The following is a 16725-nucleotide window of genomic DNA, read 5'->3' on the forward strand; positions in this document are numbered from 1 at the left end:
TCAAACTTTTTCCATATGCGGACGGCCAAAAAGGCCTGTAGGCCGGATCGTCAGAACCAGAATAAGTACGGCAAACACCGACACGTCCTTGTAGGCGCCTGACACATAGCCGCCCCAATAGGCTTCGACCAACCCGATGAAGAGTCCCCCAACCATTGCCCCAGGAATGGAGCCAATACCGCCAAGAACTGCGGCTGTAAATGCTTTTACACCAGCCAGGAACCCGATGAAAAAGTCCACGGAGCCGTAGTACAGAGTTGTCATCAGTCCTGCGGCGGCAGCGAGTGCAGCACCCACCATAAAGGTGATCGAAATCGTCCGGCTCACGTTGATGCCTGTCATGCCAGCCATTTCCATGTCCTGCTCGCAAGCACGCTGGGAACGGCCAAAGCGTGTTTTTTCAACAGCGTGGTACAGCAAGCCCATCAAGCAGAACGTCAGTATCACAATGCAGATTTGAATAAACGTGACCTGCACAGAGAAGCCTTCGGTCTCCCAGAGCGTGAAGCCACCCGACAGCATTTGAGGGAGCGAGCGGGTGCGTGCACCCTGGAGAACCTGCACATAGTTTTGCAGGAAAATAGACATGCCGATTGCTGAAATCAGCGGTGCAAGTCGAAACGAACGACGCAATGGTCGATAGGCAATGCGCTCAACAGCCCAGCCGTAAACAGCAGTAAAAAGCACTGCAATCACCAACACCAGAAGAATTGCCAACGGTACCCAAGTAATCCCCACCAGACCCAGTGCGGTGAACGCGATCAAGGAGATGAAGGCACCAATCATATAAATTTCGCCGTGGGCGAAGTTAATCATTCCGACGATCCCGTAGACCATCGTGTATCCGAGTGCGACGAGTCCATAAATGGCGCCGAGTGTCAGGCCATTGATCGTCTGCTGTAGAAAGTAGCCCATTACAAACTCCTGAACTAATTTTATCTATAGTCGGCATATGGCTAAGGGGCCATAAGCCGATAGTAACTAATCTTAGATTAGTGGTTTGTACTTGCCGCCTTCCCACGTGTAGATGATGAAAGGTTCGGTGCTAGGATCGCCTTTCTTGTCAAACTTCATTTCGCCAAGAACAGTATTGAATGTTCCGCTATGCAGTGCTTTGGATACTTTGTTGCCGTCGAAGGACTTCGCGTCCTCGGCGGCTTTGGCATAGGCCTGGATAGCAGCGTAAGTGTAGAGGGTATAACCTTCTGGTTCATAACCACTGTCGCGGAATTTCTTTACAATATCAGCGGCCTTTGGGTTGTTACGTGGATCGGGATAGAACGTAAACAGGAAGCCATCCCCGGCAGCACCGGCAATAGAAGCGAACTCTGACGAGGCCATGCCGTCACCGCCCATGAAAGTTGCCTTGAGGCCTTGTTCACGTGCCTGCCTAACCAAAAGGCCGCCTTCAGCGAAGTAACCACCGAAGAAGACCAGATCGACGTTTGCGAATTTGAGTTTAGAGATGAGCGTCGAAAAGTCTTTCTCGCCTTGAGTCAGGCTGTCAAAAACCACTTCCTGCACGCCCGCGGCATTGAGTCCTGCTTTTACGTTATCAGCCAAACCACGACCGTAGGTGGATTTGTCATTGATGATAGCGATCTTGGTGCCAAGCTTTTGTTTAATAATTGCGTTATAGGCAACCACTGCCGACAGATCGTCACGTCCAGAAGTGCGAAACACATTCGCGAGGCCACGTTCGGTGATGGTGGGGCTGCTTGCGGCTGAAGCAATCATTGGAATGCCGGCGTCAGCATAGATTTCTGACGCGGGAATTGCAGAAGACGAACAGAAGTGACCAATAACGACAGCGGGTTTCTGAGCTGCAAATTTATTGGCGACCGCAACCGCTTGCTTAGGATCACAAGCGTCATCCTGAATATCCAAAACAACTTTATTACCGTTCACGCCACCCGCAGCATTAATAACTTCTGTTGCAGCTTTAGCACCATGAATGATCTGGTCATAAAATGCGGCATATTGGCCCGTTGCCGGCCCCGCGACACCTACGACAACATCGTTGGCTTGAACCAACGAAGTGTTGAGTGCCAGGAGTACGATAGAGACTGTGAGAATTCGCTGGATTTTCATCTTACTGTTTCCCTTTTTATTATTAGCATTGTTGTATCGTTAGGGTTTTATTTTTTTCGACTAATGAATCCCGCAACACGTTCTGCGGCACCAGGCTGACTGAACGCCTCTATGGTTACTTCCTCCTCAAACTTAACGGCCTGCCACAATGCAGAACCCAGGTCTTTGTTAATGAGTTTTTTCAGGCGCGAAACAGAAAAGCGGGACTTTGTGGCGATTTTGGTCGCCAAGCCGAAAGCGGTGTCTTGCAACTCTTCAAGAGAGACAACACGATTCACTAGACCAAGTTGCAGAAGGCGATCGGCAGTCTGGCGTTCACCGAGCAAAAGAAGCTCCATGGCACGTTGATAACCGATTGACTGTGGCAGGAGGTGGGTGACGCCACCTGTAACGAACTGTCCCCAGTCCATTTCCGGGAAATAAGCAACGAGATTGTCGGCGGCTACTACAATGTCGCAGTTCAGCAGCCACTCAAAGCCACCACCAACGGCAAAACCATGAATCGCACCAACGATGGGTTTGTCACTGCCCATCATCAAATGAGTGATTTCTTGAATCGCGGTAATATGAGCTTTGATCGACGCTTCATTCGTGCTTTGAATGCCAAATTCTTTCAGGTCATCGCCTGAACAGAAAGCACGACCTTCACCTCGAACTACAATGACGGAGCATTCATCGTCAGCCACAGCGTCTTTCAAGGACTGTGAGAATGCAGCCAGAAGATCTCCACTAATAGCGTTCAGGCGTTCTGGTCGGTTCAGAGTTACGACGCCGATTTCACACTGACGCTCATAAAGTGCGTAGCTCATCTTCATTTCCTCTCAATCAGAGCTGTCTTGCCATCGGTGCGAGGAAGACTGTCAATCGGCAGCATCGTCACGTCAGCTGTCGCGCCGGCAAAAGTCCGGATCGCTGTTTCAAGCGCAGTTCGCGCGTACTCGTAAGCTTCCTCGCCCAAGCCCGCAGCGGCTTCTGCTCGCACTCGTATGCGATCCCACGGGCCCGCGCCTTCCAGGACGATTCGGAACTGACCGGAGGACAGATCCGGTCTGCTGAAAATGGCTTTTTGGACTGCACTTGGGAATATGTTGATCCCGCGGACGTTGAACATGTCGTCGGTACGACCGGTTACCCGGAAACGGAAGCCGGTACGGCCACACTCGCAAGGGCCGGTGCCGGTGACAGAGATCACGTCACGGGTCTTGAAGCGAACCAGCGGCTGGCATTCTTTCGCCAAGTGGGTGCAGACGAGTTCACCCGTGGTGCCTTCCTGGATCGACTGGCTGCGATTCTGTGCATCGAGAATTTCAATAAACAACGCGTCTGCGCCGTGGAAATGCAAGTCGTTGGAGTAATCACACTGGCTCGCGAAGTTACTCAAAACTTCGGACATGCCATAGTTGGCATTTCGCACGCTGAAGCCCCAGATGTCTTCCATCGAAGTCCGGAACTCAAGGTTATCCAAGCCTGCTTCGCCGCCAAACAAACCGAGGCGCAGCTTGAGATCTCGTGGGTTTTTACCCTCAGCGCGCAGAAGCTTTTCAAGCAGCGCTGGATAAGACGGCGTGCACGAAATCGCAGTGACCCCAAGATCGGTAATCGTATCGAGCAGAAGTTTTGTATTGCCTACGCCGAATGGAACGACAGCTGCGCCTGCTTCTTCAAGCGTCATGTGATCTGTAACACCGCCTGTCCATTGGCAGTAATTAAGGCAATGAACGACGCGGTCTGTGGAGCGAAGCCCAGCGGAAAACTGAGCACGACCACCCACCACAGCGATAAGATCAACGTCACGCCTGCTGTTGGCAAGTTGCAGCGGCCGGCCAGTTGTGCCCGAGGTGCGATGCACGCGTACAACTTTTTCGTTGCCGCAGGCGATGTAGGTGCCAAATGGATAGCTTTCTTCCTGGCTGCGTCGTACTTCCTCTTTCTCGGTGAAAGGAAGGGCTTCAAGATCATGGAGGGTGATATTCCGATCATCAGCCACGCCAAGCTTTTCTTTGTAAAAAGCAGAGGTGCTACGCACATAACCCCATTGTTGCTCCCAAAGTTTTTCCTGAAGATCGCGGATTTCTTTTTCTGGAAGTGTTTCGAATTCTGGGTGCAGTAAATCGAACTTCATGAAAGTTTCCTTTTTTAAAGAGGTGCAGAACTACGCGAAGCGGCGCGCTTTTCAATGGCTGACAGATCAACAATGGCTCGTGCATGCTTGCCTCGACCAACCGATCCAGCTGGGTCTTCCGACCAAACTTCGAACCAGTACAGTTTTCCTTCTTGCCCAACGAATCGTGCATGAGAGCGAAGGGTTGAACCCACAGGAGTAGGCGCTAAGTGCTCAATGTCCACCGATACGCCGACGGACACTTTTCCTTCGGTCAGAAGTGGAACTAGCAATGCTGCGCAAACTCGCTCAAGCTCGCTCACCAGAAATGGCGTGCTCAGTACAGCGGGGTAGCTCTCTCCCGGGCGGGTCGCAAATGAGTTGGCTGTCATACTCAGAGTGACGGGAGTATCCACGTAATGGGTTGAATCGGTTTCAATATTCATGAATCACCTCATTGTTTTTGTTATTAACTAATAGCAAGGAAAATGCCAGTTTGAGGTGTGTCTATAACATGCTGAAAACATTGATTTTTTAATGAGAGGCGTTAGAAAAAGTTGCGGCTTGTAAATATTAAATACGTTAAATTAATTTACAGTGTAAAATTAATTTGCGTTTAATCTCCCGCTGTTTCGCGTTTTTTTCGTCATTGTAAAGTTGGTCGCACTCGATTCATTGTATGCGTGCGGACATACCTGGATGATCGCCCAGAGGCAGCTTGTGCCTGAGGGATCGGCCATCGCCAAGGCGTTGGATTACCGCCTCAAACGCTGGATAGCGTTGACGCGCTATCTCGATAACGGCGCTGTGCCCCTCGATAATAACTTGTGCGAGAATCAAATCCGGCCGTGGGCTCCTGGGGGCTCGAACTGGCTATTCGCGGGCTCGTTACGCAGCGGTAAACGTGCGGCGGCGATCATGAGTTTGATCCAGTCCGCGCGGCTCAACGGCATGATCCCTATGCTTGTTTGAAGGATGTTCTTACACGCCTGCCGACGCAGCGGGCGAGTGAGATTTCCGAGCTGTTGCCGCACAGGTGGGCGTCCGTTTAATCACGCCAGGTGTATTGGGCGGACGCTTACGCTGAGGCTTTTCCTTTGCACGCCACTTTCCAGGGGGCATACCAAATTTCCTTGAGAATATTTTAGTGAAATGGGGTTGATCAGCAAAGCCGCACTCCATACCTACTTGAGTAATAGAAAAGTCGGTTTGCTCAAGAAGTTCTTTGGCTCGGGTTAATCTCGCAAGCTGAAACCAATCACGTGGGGAGTGGCCCGTAGCTTTCTTGAAAGCTCGGGAGAAATGACTTCGTGACAAGGAACACTCTTTGGCTACGACCGAAATCGGAATGCCACATCAAGGTTTGCAATCATGATTTCTTTTGCTTTTCGCTCCTGCCAGTGGCTTAGTCTGGCCCGCTCGTTATTGGTTGCCAGTCGCAGATAGGGGGCTGCGATCGTCATGATCTGCTCAGCGCCAAACCCAAGAGCATCGATAACAAAGGGTATCGGGTTGCCACCACCCTGGCCGGGCTTGAAGACTTCTACAGCGTCCTCGTCGCTCATTGTGACCTCTAAATGTAGGAAACGAGGTCTATTGTGGCTGGCATCAATTTGTCGAAAGCGCTTGATCGGGCCGTACATCCGCCCGTTTGGGCCAGATCGCTATCGGGTTCTGCGTAGCTCGCTTGGAGTGAGATTCAGGTAGCGCTTAAACAGTCGGGCAAGATAAGAAGGGGAGTCCAGACCTACCGCCAGGCTGACTTCAAGGATCGATAGTGAAGTGCATGAGACTAGCCTGGCGGCTGTTTCCACTCCTTGATTTTCAGTGCCGTCAAAACCTATGCAAATTTAATCGCTGCGTACAAGAATCGCGGCCAGTCATCCGATTTGGAAATCTCTCTCGCAATGACACGTTGCGTCATCACGCCTGTGGTCTATGGTGTGTTTCTGGATGTAAGACTAAAGACGTAGGAGGGCGAAGCATGCGAATTCGCGGGGATGTGTTTTGGCAATGGGCTGATCCGGCGCTTCACCATCGAACACACGACGAAACGTTAGACGACGGAACCGTCATTGATGTCCAAGTGAGGCTGTCGCCCTTGGGAAACACGCAGATGTTCATTGGAGTGTATGCAGCGAGCGGCATGGCTTTGCATGAAGAGGCGCTTGATTCCAGGCCAGGTGAATCAATGACTCGTGCCTTAGCATGGGGCGTGGGATGTGCAAGGCGACTCGCGATTGGTCTTAAACCTGCTGAAAGGCATGTTGCCTAGACTTATCTCTGCAGCTTGGTAGGAGGGGGCGCCACATAAAGTATCTATTCAACCTGCTTGATCCACAAGTTGGCCGCCGTTGTGCTCCAGCTGTTGAGTCCAAAGCCGGCAGCCGTAAGCCGCGCCAATTAAAGTCTACAAAAACCTCACACCGGCGAAGTCGTCGAAACCAAAAGTGGCCATCAACTGTAACAACACGAAACCTACTTCCCAGGCTAGCCAGTCATCCTGATGATTCAGTGCTGATGCGGACGGCCAGTGGGATCTTCTATTTGAATGACCCGATCGGTCACAAGTCGCTGATCGATCTGGCCATCAGCGGTGAATCCCATCATCAGCCAGGATAACCAGCTGCCACGTATCGTTGAAATGAAAATACGGGCCCGTCACTGGCGAAATCTAAACCAATAGGATGATCAAAATGGCCAGAGACGCTGTTGACGACTTTCCGGGATATACTCCTGACACTTGATTTAACTTATGGGCCATGTCATATGTTCATAGGCAGGTCGTTAATATGTTCTGCTACAGGTCCGACGGCTGATGGCGTGGAAATGTTCATCGGTCCAAGTTCATGGAAACCGGGCTGCAGCTTCAGGACTGTCCGGCCAGCAAACCACTGTGGGCGAGCACTTCGGTGCGATCAATGCGGCAAACATGCGTCGTGCCCATACGCTGTTCGAAAGCGGCAAAGCCCGGGGCAAGATCGTTCTCGAAGGGTTCTGATTTCACTCATCGGGTGAGGGCGGTTGCGCGTATTTCGATGCATTGGTATCAGCGCTTCACCGCCACGGCAAATGACCTGCTCGAAGAGCCGTTGCAACCGATATTCCTTGCTCAGGTATCGGCCTGATGATTCAACCTGTTGAACCGCACCACCTCGGCCGGCATGGCGGCGGCCGGCGTATCAATTCGCTTCAGGGCGCGGCTGTACTCCGAATTGCGGAACGATGTGAGTACCCAGCTCCTCAATGACTTCCGCAGCAGGGCGCTTTCCGTATTTGAGATTCAGGATAACGTGGTCCACTCCGATTTCCTCAAGCGACTCCAGCAAAAAACGGAGATGGTAGCGTCCAAGTTTGAACCCCAAATGAATGCGAGTGGGCGGCGTAGACGGGGTCTCATCGAGGTCGATGTAGAGCGACTGAGTGAAGGGCTTATAGACGGGGCCACATTGCTTCATGACCTCCTGCCGCCAATCTTCCACGATCATTCGCTGCATGTTCGGAATGCGTGGATAGTTGATCCATCCGACGCTTTCGCGCGCGATCCAATCCAGTGACTGGCGGCTATTGCCGGTCACGAACATTGGAATGACTTGGGTTGTGGGTTTCGGAATGAGGTCTGCGCCCCGCATCTCACCACCGCTCCAGCGAATGGGCTCAAAGCTGGTGCTGTGGGCTCTGCGAATCACCTCGTAGTGCTCCCGAAAGATTTCTCCGCGCCTTTCGGGATCGACGCCGAAAGCCGAAAACTCCACAGGACGATCGCCCGAAGCGACCCCCAGTATCAAGCGACCTGCGCTCAACTGATCAACGCTAGCTGATGCCTTGGCCGTGTGCAGAGGATGGTGTACAGGGATGGCAATGGATGCGGTGCCAAGCGCTATCTCCGACGTATGAGCAGCCATGTAGCCCAGGTAAACCCAAGGGTCGAACAGTTGGCCAACATCGCCGAAGCCAGGGTCCCGAAGAGGCACGTCGCGAAACCAGAGTGCGCAGAAGCCCAGAGCCTCCGCTCGTTTGGCCAATTCGACCTGGTTGAGCATGCTCGGAGTGTCCCCATCGAAGGCCTCCAAAGGAAAGAACAATCCAAGGCTCAAATGCCCCTGAGTGAAGGTTCGGCTGAACCCTCGGTGCTGCTGATAAGGAATCGTACTCGGCCGATACATACTCATCTTCCTCAATGGGAGAAACGTGAACAGCGCCCCTGTTTAAGAGGTGCTGAGGCATCGGTCGCTTGGGAACGACAGGTGGGGTAATGGGTGTAGTCTTCGCCCGTTGCGCCGTACATGCTGGTCGGGTCGACCGGAGTGAGGGGCCAGTTGCTGGCAATACGCGCGAGCAGGTCCGGATTGGCATTGAGCGGACGGTCAAAATAAATCAGATCGTTCCAACCCGATACATCGCCTGAGCAAAAGCATGGGGACCATCCAACAAGCGTAGGCGGCATTGCGGGGAACCGCCATGTTCGTCGTCCGTCTCGGTACCTGTCGCAGATGATTACACCGCAGTCTGGGCCTTGGGCGTCGTGATCGGCGCGCCGCGGGTTGCTATTGAGGACAGTCGTCAGGTCAGCCCGCTGAGCCTTTAGATACTCGACCGACAATTGTGTCCGGCCCCAGTCCTGAAATTCAGACGATAAGATAAATTTTCAGACCCCAACGCAGAACTCCATTTCCCCAGGCAAGGCACTCCCTGCGCCTTTCTCACACAATCGGCTCTAACGCTATCGCGCTGCATAACAGAAACAGGTGCGATGAGCGACTTTGGAACTTGCATTAACAATATTAACTTGATGCAGGAGGGGCTAGGTAACGTCGATTTCTCGTGTTTAGCAGAATATTAAGAATAATAAAAACGTGCACCTGGAAAATTTTGCGTTGCTTCTATTACTTCAAAATAACAAATGGAGCGCTATATAAATGAGTGGAAAAACAATAACTGCAAGTTCGGTGTTTCTTAGTATCACCCTGAGTGCCCAGGTTATGCTGACTTCCTGAGTGATAGCAAAGCCACCTTGGGAATGAGAAACTTCTACTTCAATAACGACAACCGCGATGGCGTTGCCACACCTTCCAAAACCGAAGAATGGGCGCAGGGTTTCATGCTGGACTTCAAATCGGGCTATACCGACGGCATGGTTGGCTTTGGTGTCGATGGCCTCGGGTTGCTGGGGGTTACACTGGACAGCGGCCAAGGACGGCATGTCGGCAGCAGCATGATGCCTTCTGACAGTGACAACCGAGCCGTCGACGAGTGGAGTCGGCTGGGGCTGACCGGAAAAGTCAAAATGTCGAAAACTGAACTTCGCTACGGCACCTTGATTCCGAAACTCCCCATTCTGGTCGCCAATGATGGGCGCGTGCTTCCACAAACCTTCGAGGGCGGTCAAATCACCTCAAGCGAGTTCAAGGGGCTGACCTTGACTGGAGGTCGAATCAAACATGCAACAGGACGTGGTTCGAGCGATCAGACGGGGTTGGCCGTTGCTGGTGGTACGCGTGAAAGCAATCAGTTTGACTTCGCCGGGGGCGATTGGAACATCACCAAGGATGTGACAGCTCAGTACTACTACGCCAGCCTCGATAACTACTATACGCAGCATTTTTTGGGATTAATTCACACCCTTGCTCTCTCGGACAATCAGTCCCTTAAAACCGACCTGCGCTACTTCAAAACTGACTCGTCAGGTGCCAATAGCTCCGGTACGTCAGGCTACAGAATGAGTGGCTACACCAAAGACGGTAGTGGAGAGATCGACAACCGCACCTGGAGTGCCGCGTTGATTTATACACTAGGTGGCCACGCGATTACTGCGGGGTACCAAAGTGTGTCGGACGGCAGCAACTTCACTCAACTCAGCCAGGGTAGCCTGGTAGACAAGGGCGCCGGTGGAGCAAGCCTGTATCTGTATACCGACCGCCTGATCCAAACTTTCACCCGCGCAGGCGAGCGCACAGCTTTCGGTCAGTATGCTTACGACTTCGCCGCTCTGGGTGTCCCTGGCCTGAAAGGCTCGGTCATGTACCTCTCCGGCGATAACATTAAAACTACGTCAGGCGACAACCAAAAGGAATGGGAAAGAGACATTAGTCTGGACTACGTCCTTCAGTCGGGAGCGCTCAAAGGCGTCGGGTTCGGCTGGCGTAACGGCAAGTCCAACAGCGAAGCGGCTCGTAGCGTAGATCAGAATCGTGTTTTTGTAAGCTATAGCCTTCCGCTTCTCTAACTATTGTCATGAGCGGTTAATTCCCAGCTTTGTTTTTGTTTACATAGCTAATGATGGATTCAGTCGTCTTGTTCCACTTGAAGAGCTTGGCAAGCGCTGCGGGCGCTGAGACCTGGAACTGATGGCTGACCTCTTTGGGCGTTAATCCCTCCGCCAATAACAGCAGAATTTTGGCCCGCAGCCCAAGACGCTGCCCCAGCCAGCCCATCCGCGACCAGCCTTGTAGTGTGGCGTGGTCAAATCGCATTAAAACGAATGGGGCGGCGGGTTTGTCTACACCCTCTTAGAAGCCTTCCAGCACGACCTTGCCCTTCGCCTTGCCGCTTTCCAGCAGAGCATGGGCACGACGAAGATTTTCTGCGCTGATGCGCCCGTAGTTGTCGCCAACGGTGGTGCGCAAGTCACCCGCGTCAATGCGCCGCGAAACTTCGTTGAGGATGTTGTGCTGCTCCTGCATGTCCTCTGTCTCGTAAAGCGAGCGGGTGTACATCAGCTCCCAGTGCAACGACAGGCTCTTGCGCTTGAGCGGTACGGCGTCCAGCGTGGCCGGGTCATCGATCAGGCCCAGCTTGCCCTGAGGCTTCAGTGATTCGATGATTTGCTCGTAGTGCCGATCGGTCTGGGTCAGGCTAGCGACATGGCTGACTTGTGCGATACCGATGCGCTTGAGCTCCTCGCTGAGTGGCTTGGTATGGTCGATGACATGATGCGCACCAAGCTCGGTGACCCAGGTCTGGGTTTCAGGGCGCGAAGCCGTACCAATGATCGTCAACCCGGTTAGCTGACGCGCCAGCTGAGTCAGGATTGAACCCACCCCGCCTGCAGCGCCGATGATCAGCAGCGTTTCGCCCCGGTCGGTGGTATCGCGTGCAACACCGAGGCGATCAAACAGTAATTCCCAAGCGGTCAAGGAAGTCAGTGGCAATGCCGCAGCCTTGCTGAAATCCAGCGACTGGGGCATTGAGCCGACGATACGCTCGTCCACCAGTTGCAGCTCACTGTTGCTGCCCGGGCGGATCAGCGATCCGGCGTACCAAACCCTGTCACCGGGCTTGAATAGCGTCACGTCGCTGCCGACCGACTTGACCACGCCGGCAGCGTCCCAACCGAGGATGCGCGGCTGGCTTTCGTCCTCGTGCGGTACGTAGCCCTGCCGCACCTTGGTATCGACAGGATTGACCGATACGGCCTTTACCTCTACGAGCAAGTCGCGCGGCCCCGGCACTGGCTCGGGAATATCGATCTCCACCAAGGCGTCGGGATGTTCAATAGGCAGGCATTTGAAGTGTGCAATGGCTTTCATTCGAAGATCCTCAGGAGATGCGATACATTTTCGTGATGGTGAGCTTTTCAGCAGCACGTTCGATGAAAGGGAGCGCTGCCTGAAAATGCGGTGTCGCTTCGTGATCAGTCAGCGCCGCTTCGTCCCGCCACTGCTCGATCATGTGGAAAGTGCGAGCCTGCTCGGCATCACGATGGAAGTCGTACTGGATACAGTCCGCTTCGCCTCGGCTTGGGCCTTGCAGGCCCTGCAGCGTTTGCTCGAGCTCGGCTTCGAAGCCGGCCTTGGCGACCAAGGTGGCAATCAGTGTCAGAGGGGTGGTCATCAAACCTCCTGTCTGTGTGCGATATAAAGAGGGAGCGCATTGGCTGGCACGGAGTATCGAAGATGTCCATGCCGGCCATGCGGCCAAAAACCTGAATCCGGGTGAGAGCGCGACAACAATCTTGCCCGCTTGGGCATTCGACCAAGTTGATAGCCCTAAGGCCATGCGAGCGCCCTCGCTCCGGCGGGATCACCTGTAGCGTTCAAGCCAATGGGCATAGGGAGCGGGCAGGGTCCAGGCAGCACGCTCTACACCCAGCGCCTGGGCGGCTGAATAGGACCAGTTGGGATTGCCCAGGTGCGCCCGGCCAATCATCGCCAGGTCCAGTTGACCACTCTTCACCGCTTCTTCGGCGACGCTCGGCGTGCCGAAGCCCCATGCCGAGGCCACCGCAATCCCCGCCTCGCGCCGTACCCGCTGGGTAACTTCGCCCATGAAACCGGGGGCCCAAGGAATGTTGGATTCAGGGATGGTGAACCCGATACTGACGCTGAGTAAGTCCAATCCACCGTCCTTGAAACGACGTGTCAGTTCGATAGCCTCTGACAAGGTCTGTTCATCCCGACCGTCGTATTCGATGACACCCAGACGAGCGGTCAGCGGCAAGTGCTCTGGCCATACTTCGCGAACCGCCGCCAGTGTTTCCAGCAGAAAGCGGCTACGGTTATCGAAATTTCCGCCATAGGCGTCGTCACGAAGGTTGGAGTGTTCAGAGAGGAATGACTGGGCCAGATAGCCATGGGCGAAATGCAGCTCCAACCACTCGAAGCCGGCTTCACGTGCACGGCGAGCGGCGGAGACAAAATCCTCGCGCACTCGGGCGATATCCTCCAGCGTCATGGCTTTCGGCTGCTTGGCGAGATGAGCGCCAAAGGCAACAGCCGACGGGGCGATGGTCTGCCAGCCACGCAAATCATCCTCGCCGATATGATCGTCACCTTCCCAAGGACGGTTCGCACCGGCCTTGCGCCCCGCGTGGGCAATCTGGATACCTGGCACTGCGCCGGCAGCCTTGATCGATTGCACCACCGGCACGAAGGCACGAGCGAGCTCATCATTCCAGATACCAGCGCAGCCAGGCGTGATCCGTCCTTCGGGTGACACGGCGGTCGCCTCGACAACCACCAGTCCCGCCCCGCCACGCGCGAGGGTGGCATAGTGCACAGTGTGCCAATCGTTGATCAGGCCATCATTGGCCGAGTACATGCACATGGGGGGAATCGCGATCCGGTTGCGAAGGGAGACATCCTTGAGCGTGAAAGGTTGGAACAGTGCAGACATCAGGTTTTTTCTCCGAGGGATACTATTACTGTTGTTCGATAATATTCGAACTATTGACCTAGAGCAAACCCGTGTATGATTCGCTCATGCGCCCCTTCAAACACCTTCCTCTCAGCGAATTCGTTCTTGAGCGTCTGTTTTACGCCTTGAGCGACCCTGTACGCCTGGAGATTGTCCGGCGCCTCGCCGAGCTGGGAGAGGCCAGCTGCGGCGACCTGGACGGTGGCCGCGCGAAGTCCACCATGTCCCATCATTTTCGGGTGCTGCGAGATGCCGGCCTGGTTCAAACCCAGACCATCGGCACGACCCACATGAACTCGTTGCGTAGAGAAGACTTGAGTAACCGTTTTCCGGGCCTGCTGGAAACGATCCTGTCCCAGCACGACTAAGCCTGTCGCTCAATGACGACTTTGCCAATGGCACGGCCTGACTCAAGGCGATCATGTGCCGCGCTGACACCCGCAGCAGTGAAGTCATGGCGCTCATCGATCAGTGGTTTAACCAGGCCGCGATCAACCAGGGCGGCCAGTCTTTGCAGGATCTCGCCATGGTGCTTGCGGCCTTCGTTATGAATGATCGAAATAGCCATGAATACAAAGTCGAGTCTCAATGCCTTAAAGTGCATTTCGGTCAGATCGTAGCTGTCGTAACCGATGATCGAGACAACATGGCCCTTAAGCTTCGCGGCTTTCAGTGAGTTTTGTAAGACCTCACCGCCCAAGGTATCGAAGACCGTATCGAATCCTTTTCCTTCGGTGATTCGCTGACTGTATTCCTGGGGCGTCTCGCTGTTATAAAAAATAATCTCATCGGCGCCCAGTTGACGGGCAATTTCCGCTTTTTCTGGCGTTGAAACCGTCGTCGAAACCCTGGCCCCCAGGACCTTGGCCAATTGAATGCCTATGTGCCCAACACCACCGGTGCCACCATGCACCAAGACGTTGTCATTGGGTTTGATCGAGGCTCGGTCGATCAGCGCCTCCCAGGCCGTAATTGCCACGAGCGGCAAGCTGGCTGCTTCGCCAAAAGAGAGCGACTTGGGTTTTAGAGCAAGCATCTCAGCATCGGCCTCCATCTGATCTGCCAGCGCACCGGGAATCCCCACGATGCCGCCGAAACAGCCATAGACTTCATCGCCTACGTTAAAGCGGGTCACACCAGCACCAACGGAGCTGACCACCCCTGAAACATCGATGTGAAGAATTGCCGGAAAAGTCAGACCGGCCGTACCTTCGCTGCCCCGACGAATTTTCGTGTCCACTGGATTCACGCTTGTCGCCCGCACGTCGATAATCACATGACTTGGGCGGGCAACGGGGTTTTCCGTATTAATTTCTACAAAAAGGTCTGAGTTACCATGCTGATTCATCACAATGGCTTTCAAGGCTTAAACTCCGAGGAACAATAGGCCAACAAATTTATCATCAGTAATATGGGATAAATACGCTAGAATTATTGAATCTTTCGGTCCTTTTGGTTGGTAATAAATGCTGGATTCCATTGATGAATTGCGGTTGTTTATTGCTGTTTTCGAGGAGGGTTCCATCCGCGCAGCGTCCGAACGAATGGGGATGACTGCCGCAGGCGCAAGCAAGCGTCTTCTGGCCCTTGAAGACAGCGTTGGTCGGAGACTTTTTAACCGCACCACCCGCAAGCTAAGTCCCACTTCGGACGGTGAGAAGCTTTATCAACACGCACTAAGCATCTTGGAAAGCGTCGAAAAAGCGGAGCGAGGATTTTTCCAGAAGACCGAGATTACCGGTCATCTACGCATAACCGCTTCCGCGACATTTGCCCAAGGTTATTTATCGAGCGTCGTGAGCAGTTATCTCAAACGCTACCCTGGCGTTATCGTTGATTTACACCCGACAGATCAACTGGTTGATTTGGCCGCCCATGGTACCGACCTTGCGATTCGGCACGGAGTAATGGCCGATTCATCCCTGATCGCGCAGAGGATTTCTGCGTCCCGACGTCTGATTTGCGCCGCCCCCCAATATTGGGAAAAACAGGGTATGCCTACCTCTCCAAAAGACTTAACCACGCTGGACGGCCTCATCGTCGGAAAAGATTCCAGTTGGACCATGTCCCGAGGAGGCGTTAAAAAAACATGCAAAATACGCAACCGTTTTTCATCCAGTTTGGGGGAAGTGGTTCGCCAGATGGCAATAGATGGGCATGGAGTAGCGCTGCTGATGGACTGGCATATACGAGATGATCTTGATTCAGGAAAGCTGGTGGAGGCATTTTCCGATTGGGCCATTGAGCCGCCGGTGGGAATCTATGCGGTATACCCTTCAAGAGAAAACATCGCTCCGACTGTTCTCAGTTTTGTTGCTCATCTCAAAGAGTGGGTCGCGGCCCACCCCGTTTAAAGGTCGCGAGCCATTCACCTCCGGGTGCATTTGAAAGTGTTCGTTGGAAGACATAGGGTTTAGAGTGAGGAAGTCAACATGCAAGCTACAGCGCCGCCACGGTGACACAACGCCGGATGCGGTCAGCAGATCGGGAGGCGTTACTTGAAGTGCACAACTGATATGCCCGCTAGCGTCGTCACAAAACTCACCTACCTGGTCAAGCGCGATGCTAAGCCTTATGTGCATACCGAGGCTCTGACCGGTGACAGTGAGCCACACTACTTTGCCGAGCAGGAGGAGCGTGAGGTCACGATTCACAACGGTCGTCCGTTGGCAGGCAGCCTGTCTCTGGACAAGCAGGGGTTTGAGCTCCATCGGCGGGATACGGTGGTCGACGACCTCTACGACGATGCCTTGGTGGAAAGCGTCTACTATGACGAGGTCAAGGCCTTGATCAAGGAGCTGACGGGCGCGAGCCGGGTCGTCATCTTCGACCACACCAGGCGCAGCGACGCCGAGCGGCGGGATATTCGCGGCCCAGCCAGCCGTGTGCATAATGACTACACCGACCGCTCGGGACCTGAGCGTATTCGCGACGTGCTGGGCCAGGATCAGGCCGCCGCATTGGTGTCGGTGGCCCAGATTAACCTCTGGCGCCCGATGAGCGGGCCCGTCAAGCGCTCACCGCTGGCCGTGCTGGATGCCTCGACGCTCGACCCCAATGACTTGCTGGCCACCGACCTGGTCTATCCGGATCGTATCGGTGAGATCTACCACCTGGCCTACAATCCGCAACAGCGCTGGTACTATTTTCCGGACATGCGCCGTGACGAAGTCTTGCTGATCAAGGGGTATGACTCACGTCACGACGGCCGTGCCCGCTTCACGCCCCATACCGCCTTCAAAGACCCAAATACGCCGCCGGGAGCCCCGCCGCGCGAGAGTATCGAAGTTCGCACCCTGGCCTTCTTTGATTAGGTTTTTGCCGCTTGGCGCGGGCCTCCCGCCGCGCGGTGTTTCCCCCCCGTGCTTTACCATGCGACCACCCGCTTCTCGTTGGCA

Annotated in this window: 18 protein-coding genes and 4 pseudogenes; 8 read left to right on the forward strand and 14 right to left on the reverse strand. The window is 54.1% G+C overall.

Annotation, left to right across the window (positions count from 1 at the left end):
- The 5 genes from PMA3_RS14475 to PMA3_RS32490 form a co-directional block, all read right to left on the reverse strand.
- On the reverse strand, window positions 1-915 hold the full coding sequence (locus PMA3_RS14475) for an ABC transporter permease subunit (protein WP_064677796.1): 915 nt from the start codon (window positions 913-915) through the stop codon (window positions 1-3).
- A 72-nt stretch (window positions 916-987) separates the two neighbouring features.
- The gene (locus tag PMA3_RS14480; protein WP_064677797.1) at window positions 988-2091 is read right to left on the reverse strand and encodes a branched-chain amino acid ABC transporter substrate-binding protein; all 1104 of its coding nucleotides are present in this window, start codon (window positions 2089-2091) and stop codon (window positions 988-990) included.
- Window positions 2092-2138: 47 nt separating this feature from the next.
- Window positions 2139-2900, reverse strand: coding sequence for an enoyl-CoA hydratase/isomerase family protein (locus PMA3_RS14485; RefSeq protein WP_064680708.1), 762 nt, complete (start codon window positions 2898-2900; stop codon window positions 2139-2141).
- Between the two features lie 2 nt (window positions 2901-2902).
- Window positions 2903-4213, reverse strand: a complete 1311-nt coding sequence (locus tag PMA3_RS14490; RefSeq protein WP_064677798.1) for a phenylacetate--CoA ligase family protein — start codon at window positions 4211-4213, stop codon at window positions 2903-2905.
- A 14-nt stretch (window positions 4214-4227) separates the two neighbouring features.
- Window positions 4228-4638, reverse strand: coding sequence for a thioesterase family protein (locus PMA3_RS32490; protein ID WP_152032261.1), 411 nt, complete (start codon window positions 4636-4638; stop codon window positions 4228-4230).
- 244 nt (window positions 4639-4882) lie between these two features.
- Between PMA3_RS32490 and PMA3_RS14500 the strand changes: the two are divergent.
- Window positions 4883-5244, forward strand: a pseudogene (locus PMA3_RS14500) (IS66 family transposase); the annotation flags it as partial.
- Here the strand turns inward: PMA3_RS14500 and PMA3_RS33100 are convergent.
- From PMA3_RS33100 to PMA3_RS33615, 3 genes are all read right to left on the reverse strand, one after another.
- Entirely contained in the window at window positions 5174-5509 is a 336-nt protein-coding gene (locus PMA3_RS33100; RefSeq protein WP_237140718.1) for a helix-turn-helix domain-containing protein, read from the reverse strand. The pseudogene PMA3_RS14500 and the gene PMA3_RS33100 overlap by 71 nt on opposite strands.
- Before the next feature lie 14 nt (window positions 5510-5523).
- Complete coding sequence (locus PMA3_RS33105) at window positions 5524-5757, reverse strand: hypothetical protein (protein WP_237140719.1); 234 nt, start codon at window positions 5755-5757, stop codon at window positions 5524-5526.
- A 99-nt stretch (window positions 5758-5856) separates the two neighbouring features.
- Window positions 5857-6006: an AraC family transcriptional regulator gene (locus PMA3_RS33615; protein WP_191637787.1), complete on the reverse strand. Its 150-nt coding sequence runs from the start codon at window positions 6004-6006 to the stop codon at window positions 5857-5859.
- A gap of 170 nt (window positions 6007-6176) precedes the next feature.
- Between PMA3_RS33615 and PMA3_RS33110 the strand changes: the two genes are divergently transcribed.
- The 3 genes and pseudogenes from PMA3_RS33110 to PMA3_RS32900 form a co-directional block, all read left to right on the forward strand.
- The gene (locus PMA3_RS33110; protein ID WP_082930329.1) at window positions 6177-6467 is read left to right on the forward strand and encodes a hypothetical protein; all 291 of its coding nucleotides are present in this window, start codon (window positions 6177-6179) and stop codon (window positions 6465-6467) included.
- Between the two features lie 44 nt (window positions 6468-6511).
- Window positions 6512-6650, forward strand: a pseudogene (locus PMA3_RS33115) (transcriptional regulator); the annotation flags it as partial.
- A gap of 429 nt (window positions 6651-7079) precedes the next feature.
- Window positions 7080-7193, forward strand: a pseudogene (locus PMA3_RS32900) (zinc-binding alcohol dehydrogenase family protein); the annotation flags it as partial.
- Between the two features lie 181 nt (window positions 7194-7374).
- On the opposite strand, the gene PMA3_RS14510 reads toward PMA3_RS32900, so the two are convergent.
- Complete coding sequence (locus tag PMA3_RS14510) at window positions 7375-8358, reverse strand: LLM class oxidoreductase (protein ID WP_064677801.1); 984 nt, start codon at window positions 8356-8358, stop codon at window positions 7375-7377.
- Window positions 8359-9111: 753 nt separating this feature from the next.
- On the opposite strand from PMA3_RS14510, the pseudogene PMA3_RS14515 reads away from it, so the two are divergent.
- Window positions 9112-10418, forward strand: a pseudogene (locus PMA3_RS14515) (OprD family porin).
- A 16-nt stretch (window positions 10419-10434) separates the two neighbouring features.
- On the opposite strand, the gene PMA3_RS14520 reads toward PMA3_RS14515, so the two are convergent.
- The 4 genes from PMA3_RS14520 to PMA3_RS14535 form a co-directional block, all read right to left on the reverse strand.
- Window positions 10435-10626, reverse strand: a complete 192-nt coding sequence (locus PMA3_RS14520) for a hypothetical protein (protein ID WP_064677802.1) — start codon at window positions 10624-10626, stop codon at window positions 10435-10437.
- 75 nt (window positions 10627-10701) lie between these two features.
- Window positions 10702-11721, reverse strand: coding sequence for a zinc-binding alcohol dehydrogenase family protein (locus PMA3_RS14525; RefSeq protein WP_064677803.1), 1020 nt, complete (start codon window positions 11719-11721; stop codon window positions 10702-10704).
- A gap of 10 nt (window positions 11722-11731) precedes the next feature.
- Window positions 11732-12025, reverse strand: coding sequence for a putative quinol monooxygenase (locus PMA3_RS14530; protein WP_064677804.1), 294 nt, complete (start codon window positions 12023-12025; stop codon window positions 11732-11734).
- Between the two features lie 189 nt (window positions 12026-12214).
- Complete coding sequence (locus tag PMA3_RS14535; protein WP_064677805.1) at window positions 12215-13306, reverse strand: NADH:flavin oxidoreductase/NADH oxidase; 1092 nt, start codon at window positions 13304-13306, stop codon at window positions 12215-12217.
- An 86-nt stretch (window positions 13307-13392) separates the two neighbouring features.
- Between PMA3_RS14535 and PMA3_RS14540 the strand changes: the two genes are divergently transcribed.
- Complete coding sequence (locus PMA3_RS14540; RefSeq protein ID WP_064680709.1) at window positions 13393-13695, forward strand: ArsR/SmtB family transcription factor; 303 nt, start codon at window positions 13393-13395, stop codon at window positions 13693-13695.
- On the opposite strand, the gene PMA3_RS14545 is transcribed toward PMA3_RS14540, so the two are convergent.
- Entirely contained in the window at window positions 13692-14690 is a 999-nt protein-coding gene (locus PMA3_RS14545) for a zinc-dependent alcohol dehydrogenase family protein (RefSeq protein WP_064677806.1), read from the reverse strand. The genes PMA3_RS14540 and PMA3_RS14545 overlap by 4 nt on opposite strands.
- Window positions 14691-14793: 103 nt before the next feature.
- Here PMA3_RS14545 and PMA3_RS14550 point away from each other — a divergent pair, with 103 nt between their 5' ends.
- Window positions 14794-15681, forward strand: coding sequence for a LysR family transcriptional regulator (locus PMA3_RS14550; RefSeq protein WP_064677807.1), 888 nt, complete (start codon window positions 14794-14796; stop codon window positions 15679-15681).
- A 162-nt stretch (window positions 15682-15843) separates the two neighbouring features.
- The gene (locus PMA3_RS14555) at window positions 15844-16641 is read left to right on the forward strand and encodes a CmcJ/NvfI family oxidoreductase (RefSeq protein ID WP_064677808.1); all 798 of its coding nucleotides are present in this window, start codon (window positions 15844-15846) and stop codon (window positions 16639-16641) included.
- Window positions 16642-16725 lie beyond the last annotated feature (84 nt).

The sequence above is a fragment of the Pseudomonas silesiensis genome (assembly GCF_001661075.1).
Classification (GTDB): domain Bacteria; phylum Pseudomonadota; class Gammaproteobacteria; order Pseudomonadales; family Pseudomonadaceae; genus Aquipseudomonas; species Aquipseudomonas silesiensis.

Coding starts and splice junctions, on each gene's coding strand:
- PMA3_RS14475 (WP_064677796.1), bottom strand. CDS start 915: ATGGGCTACTTTCTACAGCAGACGATCAATGGCCTGACACTCGGCGCC.
- PMA3_RS14480 (WP_064677797.1), bottom strand. CDS start 2,091: ATGAAAATCCAGCGAATTCTCACAGTCTCTATCGTACTCCTGGCACTC.
- PMA3_RS14485 (WP_064680708.1), bottom strand. CDS start 2,900: ATGAGCTACGCACTTTATGAGCGTCAGTGTGAAATCGGCGTCGTAACT.
- PMA3_RS14490 (WP_064677798.1), bottom strand. CDS start 4,213: ATGAAGTTCGATTTACTGCACCCAGAATTCGAAACACTTCCAGAAAAA.
- PMA3_RS32490 (WP_152032261.1), bottom strand. CDS start 4,638: ATGAATATTGAAACCGATTCAACCCATTACGTGGATACTCCCGTCACT.
- PMA3_RS33105 (WP_237140719.1), bottom strand. CDS start 5,757: ATGAGCGACGAGGACGCTGTAGAAGTCTTCAAGCCCGGCCAGGGTGGT.
- PMA3_RS33110 (WP_082930329.1), top strand. CDS start 6,177: ATGCGAATTCGCGGGGATGTGTTTTGGCAATGGGCTGATCCGGCGCTT.
- PMA3_RS14510 (WP_064677801.1), bottom strand. CDS start 8,358: ATGTATCGGCCGAGTACGATTCCTTATCAGCAGCACCGAGGGTTCAGC.
- PMA3_RS14520 (WP_064677802.1), bottom strand. CDS start 10,626: ATGGGCTGGCTGGGGCAGCGTCTTGGGCTGCGGGCCAAAATTCTGCTG.
- PMA3_RS14525 (WP_064677803.1), bottom strand. CDS start 11,721: ATGAAAGCCATTGCACACTTCAAATGCCTGCCTATTGAACATCCCGAC.
- PMA3_RS14530 (WP_064677804.1), bottom strand. CDS start 12,025: ATGACCACCCCTCTGACACTGATTGCCACCTTGGTCGCCAAGGCCGGC.
- PMA3_RS14535 (WP_064677805.1), bottom strand. CDS start 13,306: ATGTCTGCACTGTTCCAACCTTTCACGCTCAAGGATGTCTCCCTTCGC.
- PMA3_RS14540 (WP_064680709.1), top strand. CDS start 13,393: ATGCGCCCCTTCAAACACCTTCCTCTCAGCGAATTCGTTCTTGAGCGT.
- PMA3_RS14550 (WP_064677807.1), top strand. CDS start 14,794: ATGCTGGATTCCATTGATGAATTGCGGTTGTTTATTGCTGTTTTCGAG.
- PMA3_RS14555 (WP_064677808.1), top strand. CDS start 15,844: ATGCCCGCTAGCGTCGTCACAAAACTCACCTACCTGGTCAAGCGCGAT.